Source organism: Streptomyces sp. AM25, from assembly GCF_058146165.1.
The window spans coordinates 69,405-83,882 of sequence record NZ_JBKIWN010000002.1; the positions used below are offsets into that span (position 1 = coordinate 69,405).

The 14,478-nt window shown below is 73.5% G+C and carries 17 protein-coding genes; 10 read left to right on the plus strand and 7 right to left on the minus strand.

The window, feature by feature from the left end:
- Positions 1 to 2: 2 nt before the first annotated feature.
- From ACLHRZ_RS02510 to ACLHRZ_RS02525, 4 genes are read left to right on the plus strand one after another with little or no spacing between them, the layout of a single operon-like run.
- Positions 3 to 947 (plus strand): LLM class flavin-dependent oxidoreductase, encoded by a 945-nt coding sequence (locus ACLHRZ_RS02510; RefSeq protein ID WP_490416526.1) that lies wholly within the window; start codon positions 3 to 5, stop codon positions 945 to 947.
- Complete coding sequence (locus tag ACLHRZ_RS02515; protein WP_490416527.1) at positions 928 to 1,677, plus strand: class I SAM-dependent methyltransferase; 750 nt, start codon at positions 928 to 930, stop codon at positions 1,675 to 1,677. Before ACLHRZ_RS02510 ends, ACLHRZ_RS02515 begins: the two co-directional genes overlap by 20 nt.
- A complete protein-coding gene (locus ACLHRZ_RS02520) occupies positions 1,674 to 2,777 on the plus strand; it encodes a hypothetical protein (RefSeq protein WP_490416528.1) in 1,104 nt (367 codons plus the stop codon). Before ACLHRZ_RS02515 ends, ACLHRZ_RS02520 begins: the two co-directional genes overlap by 4 nt.
- On the plus strand, positions 2,774 to 4,123 hold the full coding sequence (locus ACLHRZ_RS02525; protein ID WP_490416529.1) for a hypothetical protein: 1,350 nt from the start codon (positions 2,774 to 2,776) through the stop codon (positions 4,121 to 4,123). Before ACLHRZ_RS02520 ends, ACLHRZ_RS02525 begins: the two co-directional genes overlap by 4 nt.
- Here ACLHRZ_RS02525 and ACLHRZ_RS02530 read toward each other — a convergent pair.
- On the minus strand, positions 4,095 to 5,603 hold the full coding sequence (locus ACLHRZ_RS02530; protein WP_490416530.1) for a M28 family metallopeptidase: 1,509 nt from the start codon (positions 5,601 to 5,603) through the stop codon (positions 4,095 to 4,097). The two genes, ACLHRZ_RS02525 and ACLHRZ_RS02530, sit on opposite strands and share 29 nt — an antisense overlap.
- A gap of 322 nt (positions 5,604 to 5,925) precedes the next feature.
- On the opposite strand from ACLHRZ_RS02530, the gene ACLHRZ_RS02535 reads away from it, so the two are divergent.
- The 4 genes from ACLHRZ_RS02535 to ACLHRZ_RS02550 all read left to right on the plus strand — a co-directional run bounded on the left by ACLHRZ_RS02535 (position 5,926) and on the right by ACLHRZ_RS02550 (position 9,153).
- Positions 5,926 to 6,747 carry an alpha/beta fold hydrolase gene (locus tag ACLHRZ_RS02535; protein ID WP_490416531.1) on the plus strand — a complete coding sequence of 274 codons (822 nt, stop codon included), beginning with the start codon at positions 5,926 to 5,928 and terminating at the stop codon, positions 6,745 to 6,747.
- Positions 6,748 to 6,915: 168 nt separating this feature from the next.
- The gene (locus tag ACLHRZ_RS02540) at positions 6,916 to 7,245 is read left to right on the plus strand and encodes a hypothetical protein (RefSeq protein ID WP_490416532.1); all 330 of its coding nucleotides are present in this window, start codon (positions 6,916 to 6,918) and stop codon (positions 7,243 to 7,245) included.
- Between the two features lie 75 nt (positions 7,246 to 7,320).
- Positions 7,321 to 7,932 (plus strand): transglycosylase SLT domain-containing protein, encoded by a 612-nt coding sequence (locus ACLHRZ_RS02545; RefSeq protein ID WP_490416846.1) that lies wholly within the window; start codon positions 7,321 to 7,323, stop codon positions 7,930 to 7,932.
- Between the two features lie 66 nt (positions 7,933 to 7,998).
- The gene (locus ACLHRZ_RS02550; protein ID WP_490416533.1) at positions 7,999 to 9,153 is read left to right on the plus strand and encodes a methyltransferase; all 1,155 of its coding nucleotides are present in this window, start codon (positions 7,999 to 8,001) and stop codon (positions 9,151 to 9,153) included.
- Here the strand turns inward: ACLHRZ_RS02550 and ACLHRZ_RS02555 are convergent.
- The 5 genes from ACLHRZ_RS02555 to ACLHRZ_RS02575 all read right to left on the minus strand — a co-directional run bounded on the left by ACLHRZ_RS02555 (position 9,143) and on the right by ACLHRZ_RS02575 (position 11,963).
- Positions 9,143 to 9,844: an ester cyclase gene (locus ACLHRZ_RS02555; RefSeq protein ID WP_490416534.1), complete on the minus strand. Its 702-nt coding sequence runs from the start codon at positions 9,842 to 9,844 to the stop codon at positions 9,143 to 9,145. The genes ACLHRZ_RS02550 and ACLHRZ_RS02555 overlap by 11 nt on opposite strands.
- A 45-nt stretch (positions 9,845 to 9,889) precedes the next feature.
- Positions 9,890 to 10,264 (minus strand): hypothetical protein, encoded by a 375-nt coding sequence (locus ACLHRZ_RS02560; RefSeq protein ID WP_490416535.1) that lies wholly within the window; start codon positions 10,262 to 10,264, stop codon positions 9,890 to 9,892.
- Between the two features lie 64 nt (positions 10,265 to 10,328).
- The gene (locus tag ACLHRZ_RS02565; protein WP_490416536.1) at positions 10,329 to 10,763 is read right to left on the minus strand and encodes a roadblock/LC7 domain-containing protein; all 435 of its coding nucleotides are present in this window, start codon (positions 10,761 to 10,763) and stop codon (positions 10,329 to 10,331) included.
- Between the two features lie 34 nt (positions 10,764 to 10,797).
- Positions 10,798 to 11,580 (minus strand): transcriptional regulator, encoded by a 783-nt coding sequence (locus ACLHRZ_RS02570; RefSeq protein ID WP_490416537.1) that lies wholly within the window; start codon positions 11,578 to 11,580, stop codon positions 10,798 to 10,800.
- On the minus strand, positions 11,577 to 11,963 hold the full coding sequence (locus ACLHRZ_RS02575) for a hypothetical protein (RefSeq protein ID WP_490416538.1): 387 nt from the start codon (positions 11,961 to 11,963) through the stop codon (positions 11,577 to 11,579). The genes ACLHRZ_RS02570 and ACLHRZ_RS02575 overlap by 4 nt, the downstream gene beginning before the upstream one ends.
- A gap of 166 nt (positions 11,964 to 12,129) precedes the next feature.
- Between ACLHRZ_RS02575 and ACLHRZ_RS02580 the strand changes: the two genes are divergently transcribed.
- Together ACLHRZ_RS02580 and ACLHRZ_RS02585 are read left to right on the plus strand one after the other, a co-directional pair.
- On the plus strand, positions 12,130 to 12,621 hold the full coding sequence (locus ACLHRZ_RS02580; protein ID WP_490416539.1) for a hypothetical protein: 492 nt from the start codon (positions 12,130 to 12,132) through the stop codon (positions 12,619 to 12,621).
- A gap of 154 nt (positions 12,622 to 12,775) precedes the next feature.
- Complete coding sequence (locus ACLHRZ_RS02585) at positions 12,776 to 13,603, plus strand: GNAT family N-acetyltransferase (protein WP_490416540.1); 828 nt, start codon at positions 12,776 to 12,778, stop codon at positions 13,601 to 13,603.
- Here the strand turns inward: ACLHRZ_RS02585 and ACLHRZ_RS02590 are convergent.
- Positions 13,508 to 14,431 (minus strand): class I SAM-dependent methyltransferase, encoded by a 924-nt coding sequence (locus ACLHRZ_RS02590; protein ID WP_490416541.1) that lies wholly within the window; start codon positions 14,429 to 14,431, stop codon positions 13,508 to 13,510. The genes ACLHRZ_RS02585 and ACLHRZ_RS02590 overlap by 96 nt on opposite strands.
- Positions 14,432 to 14,478 lie beyond the last annotated feature (47 nt).

Here is a 14,478-nt window from a genome sequence, read left to right on the forward strand (position 1 = left end):
GGATGCGCACGGGAGTCGTCATCCTTCCCGAACACCCGTGGCCCGAGGCCCGGGAGATCTGGCAGGCCGCCGAGGAGGCCGGCTTCGACCACGCCTGGACCTACGACCACCTGACCTGGCGGTCGCTGCGCGACGCACCGTGGTTCGGCTCGGTCCCGCTGCTGGCCGCCGTCGCCGCGGTCACCCGCCGGATCCGCATCGGCCCCCTGGTGGCCACCCCGAACTTCCGGCACCCGGTCGTCCTGGCCAAGGAGCTGATGACGCTCGACCACATCGCGGGCGGCCGCATCACCGCGGGGATCGGTGCGGGCGCCGACGGCTTCGACGCGCAGGCGCTGGGCGGACCCGCGCCGCGTCCGGGCGCCCGCACGCGCCGCTTCGAGGAGTTCGTCACGCTCCTCGACCGCCTGCTCCGGCACCCGGCCACCGATCACGACGGCCCGTTCTACACCGCCCGCGCCGCCCGCACGGTGCCCGGCTGCGTGCAGCAGCCGCGGATCCCCTTCGCCGTCGCGGCGACCGGCCCGCGCGGCATGCGCCTGGCGGCGCGCTTCGGGCAGGCCTGGGTCACCGCGGGCGACCCGGCCCGGCCGGGCGGTCCCGCCGGCCCCGAGGTGCTGCCGCTGCTGGCCCGGCAGGCCCGCGCCGTGGACGAGGCCTGCGCCCGGGCGGTCCGGGATCCCGCGAGCCTGCAGCGCATCGTCCTCGGCAGCCGCCTGGTCCCGGGCCTGACGGACTCGGCCGACCGGCTGACCGCCTTCGCCGCCGACTGCGCGGCGCTCGGCTTCACCGACCTCGTCCTCAACCGGCCCCGCCCCTCCGGGGTGTTCGCGGGCAGCGCCAGGACGTTCGACGCGGTCGTCGCGGCCGCTCTGCCGCACATCGCACGGCTCCGGCCGGTACTCGACGGGAAGGGAGGCAGCGCCGGTGGCGACGGACCACGATGACGACTACGGCCGCACGTTCGGCGACGTCTACGACGACTGGTACTCCCTGGACTTCGACGACGGCGCGCGGGCCGTCGAGGTCCTGGCCCGCTACGGGCGCGACGGCGGCGCCCTCGAAATGGGCGTCGGCACCGGCCGCATCGCCATCCCCCTCGCCGCGCGCGGCATCAGCGTCCACGGCGTCGACACCTCGCCGGACATGCTGCGCCGGCTGCGCGCCAAACCCGGCGCGGAGCTGGTCCGCACCGAGCTCGCCGACATGACCGACTGCGACCTCGGCCGCCGCTTCGCGCTCGTCTACTCGGTCTTCAACAGCCTCTTCTGCGTACCCGACCAGCGGCGCCAGACCGCCTGCTTCGCCGTCGCCGCCCGCCATCTGGCCGGCCCCTGCGGGCGGTTCGTCGTCGACCACCAGATCCCCGACGCCGTCGGCAGCGGCGCCTCCGTCCGCCACCTGCACGCCGGGCCGGACCGCTTCCGCTTCTCCGTGGTCCACTGCGACCCGGTCTCCCAGATCATGGAGCGGCAGACCATGGTCGTCGAGAACGGCGGCGTCACCCCGTACCGGTCGGTCATCCGCTACGTGTGGCCGTCCGAGATGGACCTGATGGCCGCGGCCGCCGGGCTGACCCTCGAAGACCGCTGGCCGGGCTGGCAGGGCGGCACCGTACGGCCCGACACCCGGCGCTGCATCTCCGTCTACCGGCCCGTCGCCCGGGGGGCTTCGTGAACTCCCCGGCGCCGCCCCGCGCCCCGCTGCCCTCCCGCACCGCCCTGCACGCCCGGTACGCCTGGGACACCGGCCCCCGCCTGGCCCCTGTCCGCTGCCGCTGGGACGGCGCCCGCGGCCGCCACCGGCCCGTGCACGCCCACTCGCTGCCGCCCGCCCCCGTCCGGCTGAGCTACGCCGGGCTGGCCGAAGGACCGCGCCACGTCCTGGAGTTCCTGCGGCAGCAGGGCGTCCCCACCGCGGCGGCCGGCACCGGCGACGCGCCCGCCGACATCCTGCTGCGCGGCACGACGGCCCGGGCCGTGCCCGCACTGCCCCCGGCCACGCTCCTGCTGCCCTTCCGGGTGCGCCTCGTCGTCCCGGTCGGCGAGGGCGCCGAAGCACTGCACGCGCGGATCTCCCGGCGGGAGCGCCGCGGCTTCGCCGCCCGCCGCCGGGAACGCGGCTGGACCTGGGAACAGGCCGCCGGCCCCGGGGCGTTCGACCACTTCTACGAGCGGATGCACCTGCCGACCATGCGCCGCCGGCACGGCGGCGCGACCCGCAGCCTCCCGCCCGACCTCGCCTACGAATGCCTCTTCCGGCGCGGGGCGCTGTTCTTCGTCGTCGAGAACGGCACCCGGGTCGCCGGGGTGCTGTGCTACCGCCCGCCCCGCTCCCGGACCCTGACCATGCGGCTGCTCGGCGTCCTCGACGGGGCCGAGGAGCACTACGCGAGCGGCGCCGCCAGGGCGCTCACGCACTTCGCCCTGGAGTGGGCCTGCACGCACGGGATGACGCACGTCGACTTCTCGGGCTGCGAACCGTTCCTCAGCAAGGGCATCTTCCAGTTCAAACAGCGCTTCCACCCCGAATGCCGGCTGCCCGCCGACCACTTCGGCGGCAAACGGCTCGTCCTGCGCGTCGTGCGCGACACCCCGGGCGTGCGGGACTTCCTCGTGGCCAACCCGGTCGTCGCTCTCACGGCAGGCGGCTTCGAGGCCCTCTACTTCCACGACGCGGACCGTCCGCCGCGCACCGGCCTGGCCTGGCAGTGCCCCGGCATCCTGCGCGCCCGGCACCTCGGCCTGGACGCCTTCCTGCAGGCGGTTCCCCGATGACCGGCCATCATCCGTGGTTCGGCACCGGGGAGTTGCCTCCTCCTGCCCGGCTCGGCGCCGAGGAGCTGCGGCAGACCTTCGTGCACGCGATGCGCGACATCGGGTTCAACGGCGCACAGGTCGCCACCCGGCCGCTGACCGTGCCGCCCGCCTCGGCCGCCGAACTCTACGCCGCCTCCGCCCGGTTGCTGGACCTCCTGCGCACCGCGCTCCTCGCCGCCGGCACCGACCGCGCGGAGCGCATGGCCGCACTGGCGGTGGACGAGACCCTGCACCCGCTGTTCACCGACGACCGCACCGAGGAGCGCCACTGCGCCTGCATGGCCCGCCCGGACGTGGTGATCGGGCCCACCGGGCCACAGTTCCTGGAGGTCAACGTGGGCGGCGCGGTCGGCGGCGCCGTGCACACCCACGTCCTCACCCGCACCTGGCGCCGCCTGTACGCCGACGGCCCGGACGGCGGGCGGCTCCCTTTTCACAGCCACTCGCTCTTCGCCGAGCGCAGGCGGCTCTTCGCGGCCGTCTGCGCCGAGCTGGGGGCCGAGCCCGCCGTCGCGCTGCTCGGCACCGTCCGCGACCTGCCGGGCGTGCACGGCACCCGCTACTTCGACCTGGAGGTCGGCCACCTGCGCCGGCACGGCTTCGCCGCCGAGTTCTTCGAGCCCGAGGACCTGCACCACGGCCACGGCGCCGACGGCCGCTTCCGCTATCCCGTCGGCCTGCGGCACTTCACCGTCACCGAGTGGCGCCACCACGGCATCGACCTCGCCCCGGTGCGCCGCGCCCTCGACGCCGGGTGCCTCCTCCTCGCCCCGCAGACCGCCTATCTCGTCTCCAACAAGAAGGTCCTCGGCTGGATTTCGGAAGGACGGCCCTGGATGACCGGCGCGGAACGGGAGTTCGTGCGCCGCTACCTGCCGTGGACCCGCGTCACCGGGGACCGCGACGTCGTCTGGCGCGGCCGCCGGTACGGCCTGGGCGAGCTGCTGCTGGGCAGGCGGGAGCAGTTCGTGCTGAAGAAGGCGGTGGGCATGTGCGGCGACGGCGTCCTCCTGGGCCCGTCGACCGGTCCGGCCGTCTGGGCGGATGCCGTCGGGCGGGCCGTGCGGGAGGAGGACAGCATCGCGCAGGAATACGTCGAGCCCGGCCGCTGTGCGGCCGGGCTCACGGACGGTACGGAGGCGGGGACGCACTCCACGACGATCGCCCCGCTCCTCGGCCCGTACATCGTCGCCGGACGGCCCGCGGGCTGCCTCGTCCGCTACTTCGCCAACGGCGAGAGCGGGATCGTCAGCATGTACGGGCACGGGGCGCTCGTCAACGTGCTGACGGCGGCGCCTCGTTGAGGGAACTCAGGTCGTGGGCGTAGGTGCCGACGGCGTGCGCGATGACGTCGATGTTGGTGTCGAAGGCCTTGAGGTCCAGGTTGCGGAGGGTGTCGCCGGCGGCGTGGTAGTGGGGGTCGTAGGCGGTGCCGGCCGTGCCGCCGTAACGTTGTGCCTGCTCCTTGGTCTTGATGCCCTCGGCGCCGGTGAAGGTGCCGCCGGCCGGGATGCCGGCCCCGATGAACGGCCCGTAGTCGGACCGGCCGTCGAAGTCGGTGCCCTCGTGCGGCTGGTGGCGGCGGTCGAGATAGCCGTTGATCAGCCGCTCGATCTGTGCGGAGCCCTTGGGGCCGGGGCCCGCGCCCTGGTGGTCGGAGTCGTCGCCGTCGTAGACGAACTCGGCCGGGTTGGGCGAGGCGATCATGTCGAAGTTGAGGTAGAGGGCGATCTGCCTGCGCTGCTTCGCGTCGAGGCGGGAGACGTAGTACTCGGAGCCGAGCAGGCCGAGTTCCTCGCCGGACCACCAGGCGAAGCGCACCTTGTTCGCCGGCTGCCGGCCGGGCTTGCGGGTCTCCTTCGCGAGCTTGAGCGCGACCTCCAGCAGGCCTGCGGAGCCGGAGCCGTTGTCGTTGATGCCCGGGCCCTCGGGCACCGAGTCGAGGTGGCTGCCGAGGGCGACCACGCGGTCGGCACTGCCGCCCCTGGTCTCGGCGATGACGTTGCGGGTCTGCTTCCTGGAGTGCTCCTGCCGGATGTCCAGGTGGACCGTGACCCCGTCCCGGGCGGCCGCGGCCAGGGCCTCGCCGTCGGCCTTGGAGACGCCCGCGGTGGGGATGCGGCCCTCGGCGGGGCTGCCGAAGGTGCCGTGGGCGGCGTCCTGGCCCTCGTTGTTGTAGATGACGGCGCCGACGGCACCGGCCCGGGCGGCTGCGGCCTGCTTCTCGGCGAAGGTGCAGCCGCCGCGCTCGACGAGGGCGATCCTGCCGGTGAAGGCGCCGGAGGCGTAGTCGTCGGCGGAGCAGCCGGGACCCTTGTCCGCGCGGGCGACGGCGACGGGAGCGTCGATGCCGCCCTCGGGCGTGGACGGGGAGAAGGTGAACGCCGACACCTTCAGATCGCGCGGCTGCGGGGCGACGACCGAGAGCTTCTCGGTGAGCGTCCTGGCCTGCCAGATCTCGAAGTTCTGGTACGAGACGTCGTACCCGGCCTTCTGCAGCAGCGCGTGGACGTACTCGGTGGACGCCTCGTGGCCGGAGGTGCCGGCGGCGCGGTTGCCGCCGTTGGCGTCGGCGATCTGCTGGAACTTCTGCAGATGGCGGTAGGCGCTCCTGGCCGAGGACGCCCGGACCAGCTTGTCCGCCAGTTGTTCGGCCTGTCTGTGCTGATGCCCCGCCGTCGTGGGACGCGCTCCGGCGGGCGGGGCGGCGGCGAGCAGCAGGGGGGTGGCGACGGCGGAGGCGACGAGGGCCGCTATCGCCCGGCGGCGGTGGGGTACGCGCACGGGGGTCCTTCCGGGCAGGGGCGGCCACGGCGCGGGCCGCCCGGCAGTGGATCACCGCGGCCGGGTGCGCCGCGACTGGGAGCGACCGTACCCAGGTATGTGTAGGTCGCAGCCGGATCGGGAGCGCCTGACACGAGATCGCCACATGCCGGACACGCTCCGCGTCACGGAGAGGGGACAACCGGGCCCGACGGGCAAGGAATCTGACGGAGTGTCAGGGAGCGCGATGTCCCGCTTCTCGCGCCAGTGCTCTCGTATGATCGCACCGCACCGTTGTGTTGCCGTGCAGTGGAGCGGTCGGTGCTCGGGAGACGGAGACGCGATGACGAACGGGTTGTGTCAGGCCCCGGGCCGTCCCGGGATGTGGACGGCAGGACCGGAGGACGCCCCTCCGCTGGTGCTCGTCCACGGCATCCTGGTCTCCGCCCGGATGTGGGACCCGCACGCCGTCCGGCTCGCCCCGCGGTTCCGCATCACCGCACCCGACCTCCCGGCCCACGGGGCCCTCCGGGGTGAGCGGTTCACCCTGGAGGACGCGGTGGCCCGCGTGGACGCCGCCGTGGCGGAGGCCTCCGCGGCGACCGGGCGGCGCCCGCTGGTCGCCGGCACCTCCCTGGGCGGATACGTCGCCCTCGCCTACGGCGCAGCGCACCCCGACCGCGCCGCCGCGCTGCTCGTGCACGGCGCCACCGCCCGGCCGGAGGGCTTCACGGGCCGGGTGTACCGCACTGCGTCCCGCGTCTTCGAGAAGCTGGGCCCGGAGCACACCGCGCGCCTGGCCGACCGGGCGATGCACCGGCAGCTGCCGCCCGAGAGCTACGCGGCCGTGGTGTCGGGCGGCCTGGCCGTCCGCGCCTTCTCCGAGACCGTCGCGGACATCACCCGTCGCGATTTCCTCGCGGTCGCGGCCCGCGTCCGCGTCCCCCTCCTGTTCGTCAACAGTCGCAGCGATCTGCTGTTCCGCGCCCAGGAGAAGGCGTTCCTGCACGTCGCGCGGGAGTCCGGCGGCCACGTCCGGATGTGCCACGTGAAGGGGGACCATGCGCTGCCGGTCGGCGACCCGGAGCTGTTCGCGCGGGTGCTGGAGCGGGGCCACCGCCACCTGTCGGAGGCGGTGCCCGCGGCGTTCGGCCGCCCGGCATGAGCGGGGTGACGCCCCGTCCGGTCCCGCTGCCCGCGGCGTGAAAGCATCGAATCATTATTGCTGGGTTGCGCAAAGGTGCAATCATTGCTGCCGGGCGCATGTCGTTGCGCCTGGCTCGATGAGTTCCCCGGTCGACGGCGGAGAGGTGCGCGGCATCCGGAGCGACCCATGTCGGGCGAATACGGACGAAGGAAGGTGCCGCAGGTGCCGCGGGGCAGCACACCGTCAACAGGCAGCAGGAACATCCGGATCGGCGCGGCCGTCGCCGAGATCGAGGGCCTCTACACCGCACTGCGGGCCGCGGGCCAGGGCGGGCACCGCGACCGTCTCCTCACCGAGCTCGCCCAGGCCGGGCGGCGCCTGACGGACCTGGCCCTGAGCCAGCCGCCGGACCGGACGGTCATGGTGCCGTCGCGCTCGCGCTGGCGCCGCCGCCGGGTCCTCGCCGCCAAGGGGGCGGGCTGGATCGCCGCCCGGACCTCCCGCCGGGCGGGCTGATCCCGCCGTCCGCCGTCCGGCATAATCGGCAAGCGAGGAGGCCAGGTGAGGACGAAGCACGGTGCCCGATGGGTCATGGCGACGCTGGTCGTGTGCGCTCTGACGTCATGTTCCGGCCATGATCCCGCACCCGCGTCGTCCCCCTCCGCCGGGGCGAGCGCCCCGTCGCCGAGCGCGGACCCCGGCAAGCCGCGGGCCAACGAGGACCCGTCCCACTACGCCGCGCCCGTCGCCAAGTACGCGGCGCAGGCCGGGATCCACCCGCAGCTGCTGATGGCCGTCCTCTACAACGAGTCCTACAAGCCGCACGACCCCGACTTCCAGCGCGCCTGGCAGAAGATCAAGCCGGACGCCGCGTTCGGCATCGCCAACATGCACAAGGCCGCCTTCGACGAGACGAAGCAGGGACGGGACTTCGCGCACCGCGACTGGCAGGAACTGCCCGACGACACCGACCTCGCCGTCGAGGCCGCCGCGTGGTTCCTGCACGACCTCGACCGGCAGCTGCCCGCCCACTGGTCCGGCTCGTACACCAGGGACGAGCTGCTCGCCCTCGGCTACAACGCCGGCGGGGGCAACATGGCCGCCTTCGCCCGCGGGGCGAAGCCCGGCGCGGACGCGCAGACGTACCTCGACCGGCTCCGCACCAACTGGTCCACGGCGGCCGCGGCCCTCAAGAAGTCCTGACGGCGGCGCCCGACGCGGAGTGCGGCCGTCCGGCGACGGAGCGCACTCGGTTAGCCTGAGGGCACAATGAACTGCTTCACGACGCCCTGGGGCGAGCTCGACCTCGCCCGCTTCCCCGCGGACCCCCGCGACCCCTTCCGCGCCTGGGACGCCGCCGACGAGTACCTGCTGCGGTACCTGAAGGGAACCGACGGGGAGCCGGTGGACCTGTCGGGCACCGTGGCCGTCGTGGGCGACCGCTGGGGCGCCCTGGTGACCGCGCTCGCCGCGCACCGCCCCGTGCAGATCACCGACTCGTACCTCGGACAGCAGGCCACCCGCGCCAACCTGGCCCGCAACGGCGCCGCCCCGGACGCGGTGCGGCTGCTGACGACGCAGGACACCCCGGCGGACCGGATCGACGTGCTGCTCGTGCGCGTTCCCAAGAGCCTCGCGCTCCTGGAGGACCAGCTGCACCGCCTCGCCCCCGCCCTCCACGAGGGCACCGTCGTCGTGGGCACCGGCATGGTCAAGGAGATCCACACCTCGACGCTCCAGCTCTTCGAGCGCATCCTCGGGCCCACCCGGACCTCCCTGGCCGTGAAGAAGGCGCGTCTGATCTTCTGCACCCCGGACCCCGCACGCACCCCCGGCGCCAACCCCTGGCCGCACACCTACACCCTGCCCGCCGGCATCGGGGCGGCCTCCGGGATGACCGTCACCAACCACGCGGGCGTCTTCTGCGCCGAACGCCTCGACATCGGCACCCGGTTCCTCCTGGGCCACCTGCCGCACCGGCAGGGCCCGGACCGCGTGGTCGACCTCGGCTGCGGCAACGGCGTGGTCGGCACGGCAGCGGCGCTGGCCAACCCCGCCTCCATGGTGACGTTCGTCGACGAGTCCTTCCAGGCGGTCGCCTCCGCGGAGGCGACCTTCCGCGCCAACACCGGGATCGCCGGCGCGGCGGAGTTCCGGGTGGGCGACGGACTCGCGGACGTCCCGGCGGAGTCGGTGGACCTGGTCCTCAACAACCCGCCGTTCCACTCGCACCAGGCCACCACCGACGCCACGGCCTGGCGCATGTTCACCGGCTCCCGCAGGGTGCTGCGCCCCGGCGGCGAACTCTGGGTCGTCGGCAACCGCCACCTCGGCTACCACGTGAAGCTCAAGCGCATCTTCGGCAACTGCGAACTCGTCGCCGGCGACCCCAAGTTCGTCGTCCTGCGCGCCGTCAGACGCTGACGCCGCCTCCCAACTGCTGCAGCAGGCCGAGGCGGTCGTAGGTCCACCAGGCCTCCTCGATGCGGCCGTCCCGGAAGCGGAACTCCGTGACACCGGTCATCTCCGCCCGGCGGCCCGTCGGCGGGATGCCCATGAAGGTGCCCCGGTGCGTGCCCCGCCAGGTCCAGCGGACGCACACCCGGTCCGCCTCGGCCAGCTCGCTGTCCAGCGTGAACCGGAAGTCGAAGGCCTGCCGCCAGTCGGCGATGTCGTTCTTCAGCGGCTCCGTGCCGATGACGCTGGCGGCCTCCTTGCCGACGTCGTGGTGCCGGTAGTCCGTGAGGAACAGCTCGTCGACCAGGGAGAGGCGCCCGTCCGTGGCGACCTCGTCGAAGAACCGGCGCGCGGTCGCCTTGTTGAGCCCGTCCTCCCGGACGACGTCGAGATCCGTGAACGTCGGCATGCCGTCGCAGAGCGACACCATCTCCTCGAAGATCCGGTTGGTCTCCGGGAGATTGGAATTGCTCATGGCCTTTTCGTAGGAGGGGAATTCTATGATCTCCACGTAATGGTCCGGTTCCGTGTGGTCCCGGCCGACGAGGGAGTGGGTGGCCGTGCGCTTCCCCTCGGTCTGTTCGACCCAGGCGTCCAAGAGGCGGTTCATCTCGGAGTATTTGCCGGTTCTGCAGTCGATTACCTGGACGAATGTCATGACACATCGCCTCCCGAGGTCGATTCCAGATTAGTGCCGCGGCACTCAGACCTCCAGTTCGCCCTCGATCCGCTTGAGCTGGTGCCGGGCCATGGCCAGATTGGCGCGCTTGGCGTCGAGCACCAGGTACAGGAAGAGCCCGTTGCCGCCGCGCCCGGTCAGCAGCCTGATCAGGTGGTACTGGCCGCTGAGCGTGATCAGGACGTCCTCGATGGCGTCCTGGATGCCCAGCATCTCCATGGTCCGCAGCTTGGCCCGCACCACGTCCGTGTTCCCGGCGGCGGCGACATTCAGATCGAGCGACTGCGAGCCGCCCAGCGTGCCCAGCGCCATTCCGCTCCCATAGTCGACGAGAGCCACGCCGAGGGCCCCCTCGATCGAACTCATCGCGTCCTTGAGGGCAGTTTCGGTGTTCAGCACGGTCAATTCCCTTTCCGGGTGAGGATTTTCCGGCGGTATCGCCGGGGAAAGAAGGACGGAAGGCTCACGCCTGGCGCTCGCGCTCCAGCGCGCCGTCGACCAGGGCGGCGATCCGCGGGCCCGTCCTGCGGGCCTCCAGATTCAGCCGGCCCACGTTGGCCTCGGCCGACGCCAGCAGCGTCAGCACGCACGAGGGCCCGGCCGCGTAGGTGGCCACGTAGCCGCGCTCGCCGGAGACGAGCAGTTCCCGGAAGCCGCCGTGGCTCACGGCCTCCGTCAGCCGGGCGCCCACGCCCAGCGCGGCGGCGGTCAGCGCCGCGAGGCCGTCCGGCTCCAGGTCGCTGACCACGTGCGCGATCACCAGCCCGTCCGTACTGGCCACCAGCGCACCGGTCAGGTGCGGGACCCGGACCCGTAGGCCCTGGAGCTCGGAGAGCACCTCGGGTGCGGCGGTCATCGACTGCCTCCTTCCGGCGAACTGCCTCAGGGCACGCCTCATCATGAGATCGGTGCGACGGGGGTCACGGACCGGGTCACAGCGCCTCCAGTGCGTCACGGATCCGGTACAGCAGGGAGATCTCCGGCACGGCCGGGTCCGCGGCCCGGGGCGCGGGACCGCCCGGCGCCGGGGCCTCCGCCTCCGGAGTGCGGACCAGCCCGGCGGCCGCCAGCCGCCGGACGTCGAGCAGCGTGGCGAAGGCCGAACGCCCCAGGGCCCGGGCGATCTGCAGCGGAGTGCGGACGCCGTCGGCCGCCGCCAGGACGGCCCGCCGCCCGCACGCCGATTCGCCGCAGCCGGGCCCCGCGGCGGGGGACGGGACGACCGGGGCGACGTCCACCTCGGGCCGCGGCCACGCGAGTTCGAGCAGGGTGCGCCGCCGGCTCACCTCGCGCTGCAGGACGGACACGGGCACCGGCCGCACCGGACCGAACCAGTGCCGGGCCTCCTTCAGGAACCGGTCCGGCACCTGCTGGGAGCGGTCGAGCGGGGACAGCACGAAATAGGCGGCATCGAACAGCGCGCTCAGATGGCACAGTTCCAGCTCGCCCCGGCTCAGCCGGCCGTGCTCGACCAGGAAGCACCCGGCCCGGTAGTCCGGCCCGCCGGTCTCCACCGCCTCCTCCCACTCCTGCGCCGACAACCGCCCGCGCGCGGTGAGCCGCCACCCCACGTCCGGCACCACCGGACTCTCGGCGTGCACCACGGCGCCGTCGGCGAAGTAGAGAGCCCCCACCCGGCCGTGCAGCGCACCGGTGGCACCGGTCGCGGCGAGCCGGGTCAGCACGGCGCCGGGGGCGCCCGTCCCGCCGGTCACGCCGGCACCAGCCGGGCCGTGATGTCCTTGATCCGGAAGAGGGCCACCGCCAGGTTGGCCTCGGTGCGGTCCAGCCACAGGTAGAGGAAGACGCTGCTGTCGAAGGAGGTCTCGACGAAGCGGATCAGGTGGTAGCTGCCCTGCGCCGTGACGATCACGTCCTCGACGGGCCCCGGCCGCGGGGTGGCCGCCGCGGTGAACGCCCCGCTCTCGAAGGCCAGCCGGGCCAGCTCGGCGGCCTCGGCCGCCGCGGTCTCGTGGTCACGGCCCGGCCCGTCGCCCGCCGCCCCGAGGGCCAGCCCGCTGCTCCAGTCCACCAGGCTCGCGCCCCGGGCCCCCGGGATGGCCATGGCCTCGGCTAAGCACCCGTCGATACCGGTCACACGATCCTCTCCCGATTACCAGTGGCGTGCCCCGTGCGACGGAAGGTAACCGATAAAAGCACCCGGACGTGAGGGTTTTGGCATTTTCTCCCGGCACATGTGCCCCGAGTGGTAGGCGCAGGACCGCCCCCGTCCGGAGTCCTCGCAGGTCGCGTAGGGTGGCGTAATGACGACCCACGCCGTCGAAGCCGCCGCCGTCGCCCTGCACCAGCGCACCTGGACCCCGATCCCCGAGGAACTGGCCCTGGCCGGTGAGTTCTTCGCCCGCCGCGAACGGCTGGAGCAGCGCCTGCTGCCCGGAATGCCCGCTTGCCGCACCCCGCAGGGCTGGGTGACCCAGCACGTCCTCTGGCTGGAAGACGCCTCTCGCGTCGCCGACGAGCTGCTGGCGCTCTGGAGAGACTATCTGCCGGGCAGTCACATGGTGGTGCTGCTGCAGGCCTACGCCGACCACGCACGCCGGGTCGTGCCGCTGGCGCAGCAGCTCTCCCAGGCGTGGGCGACGGAACGGCCGGGCTCCTGCTCGCACCAGGAGACGGTGTGGTGGGAGGACTGGCACCTTCCCGCCGAGCAGCGGCGGCAGTTGGACGAGCTGACGCACAGCACGATCGTGATCGGCTCGGTGATGGTGTCGGCGCTGTCGCAGGCGGGGTACTGAGCCCGAGCCCCGAAGGGGCGCAGGGCGGATATATGTGGCTCCGCCGCGTGGGCGCGAGCAGCCACGACGAGCCCGCAGTCGCAGGACGGCGTGTCCAGCGGAACGCCGGGAAACCCGGTGGCGCCCCAGGACACCGGCCTGCTTGGATTCCCCTGTGCTCTCCCATCGGCTCGCCCAGCTGGAGGCGTACTACGACGCCGTCCCCCGCACCGGTGCACGGGCCGAGGACTTCGGCCCGCTGACCCTGTTCGTCCAGGAAGGCCGGGGCAGCTGGCCGTACTACGCCCGCCCGGCCCTCGGCCGGCCCGGCCCGGTCGGCCGTGAGGACGTGGCCCGCGTCCGCGCGCGGCAGCGCGAACTGGGCGTGCCCGAGAGCTTCGAGTGGGTCGCCGAGACGACGCCGTCCCTCCGGGCCGCCGCCGAGGCGGCGGGACTCGCCGTGCACGAGCACCCGTTGATGGTGCTCGGCCCGGACGCCCCCGCCGCCCCCGTCGCACTCGACGGCGTGACGGTGCGCACCGTCGGCCCGGACGACCCGGTGCTCGCCGACGCACTCGCCGCCGCGCACCTCGCCTTCGGCGAACCCGGCACCCGCATCGGCACGACGGGCCCCGCCCAACTGGCCGGGAAAGCGCGGGCCCTGACCGAGGACGGCTCGGTGGCACGCCTCGCCGCACGCCTGGAGGCCGGTACGTCGGTGCTGGTCGCCGCGCTGCGCGGCGGCACGGTGCTGTGCTCCGGCCAGCACCAGCCCGTGGGCTCCGTCAGCGAGGTCGCCGGCATCGGCACCCTGCCGGCCGAACGGCGGCGCGGTCTCGCCCTCGCGGTCACGGGGGCCCTGGTGGCTGACGCCCGGCAGCGGCTCGGCGTGGAGACCGTCTTCCTCTCAGCAGGCGACGACGCCGTGGCCCGGGTCTACGCCCGGGCCGGTTTCCGTCGCATCGCCACCGCGCTGATCGCCGAACCGGCGGACGGGGCCTGACCCGGAGCAGTGGATCACCCGGGCGCCGACCGCGTCGGCGTCGGGCACCGGCTCGTCGACGTACCGGGCGATCAGTTCCCGAGCGGTGAGGTCCTCGACGGGGTCCAGCCTCATCGCCCGCAGCTCGCTGGCGATGTCCTCCGGGGCGAAGCTGGTGAGCCAGGGCTCGCCGAGCTCCGCGACCATCTCCGCCGCGGCCTCGCGCACGGCGCGGAGTTCGGGGGACAGCGCCGGCGGCGCTGCGTCGCAGTAGTCGAACACGACCTGTACCGGTGCAGCGTGCCCGGCCAGGAAACGGAGGGTGCCGAGGACGGCGTCGCGCGTGAGGTACAGCGTGACCCCGAGCCAGAGGAAGAACGCCGGTTGCGTGCGGTCCAGCCCGGCCGCGGCCAACGCCCCGGCCAGGGTGCCGCGTTCGAAGTCGACGGGGGCGAAGGTCACCGACGGGGGAATGCCGATCCCGGCCGCGGCCAGCTGCTGCCGCTTCCACTCCTGGGTCGCCGGGTGGTCGACCTCGAACACCCGCAGATCGGCGTGGGGGTTGCGGTACGCGAAGGTGTCCAGGCCGGCGCCGAGGACCACGAGCTGCCGGGTACCGGCGGCCACGGCGGCCGCGAGCGCGTCCTCGGCGAAGCGGCTGCGCGCGGCGAGGAACCGGATGCCGAACAGGTCCGCCGGATCGTCGGGCAGCGGCGGCAGATCGCCGGCATCGAGACACAGGATCCTCGGCGCCAGCGGGTCGGTGAGGATCCGCCGAGGATCGCCCTGGTGACGGGCCCGGCTGTGTGCTGCGCGCAGTGCGGTACGACTCGGGCGACCGGATTCCATGATGCCTCCTGGGAGTTGTGGGGACGCGGTCCATGATCGGGCTGCGG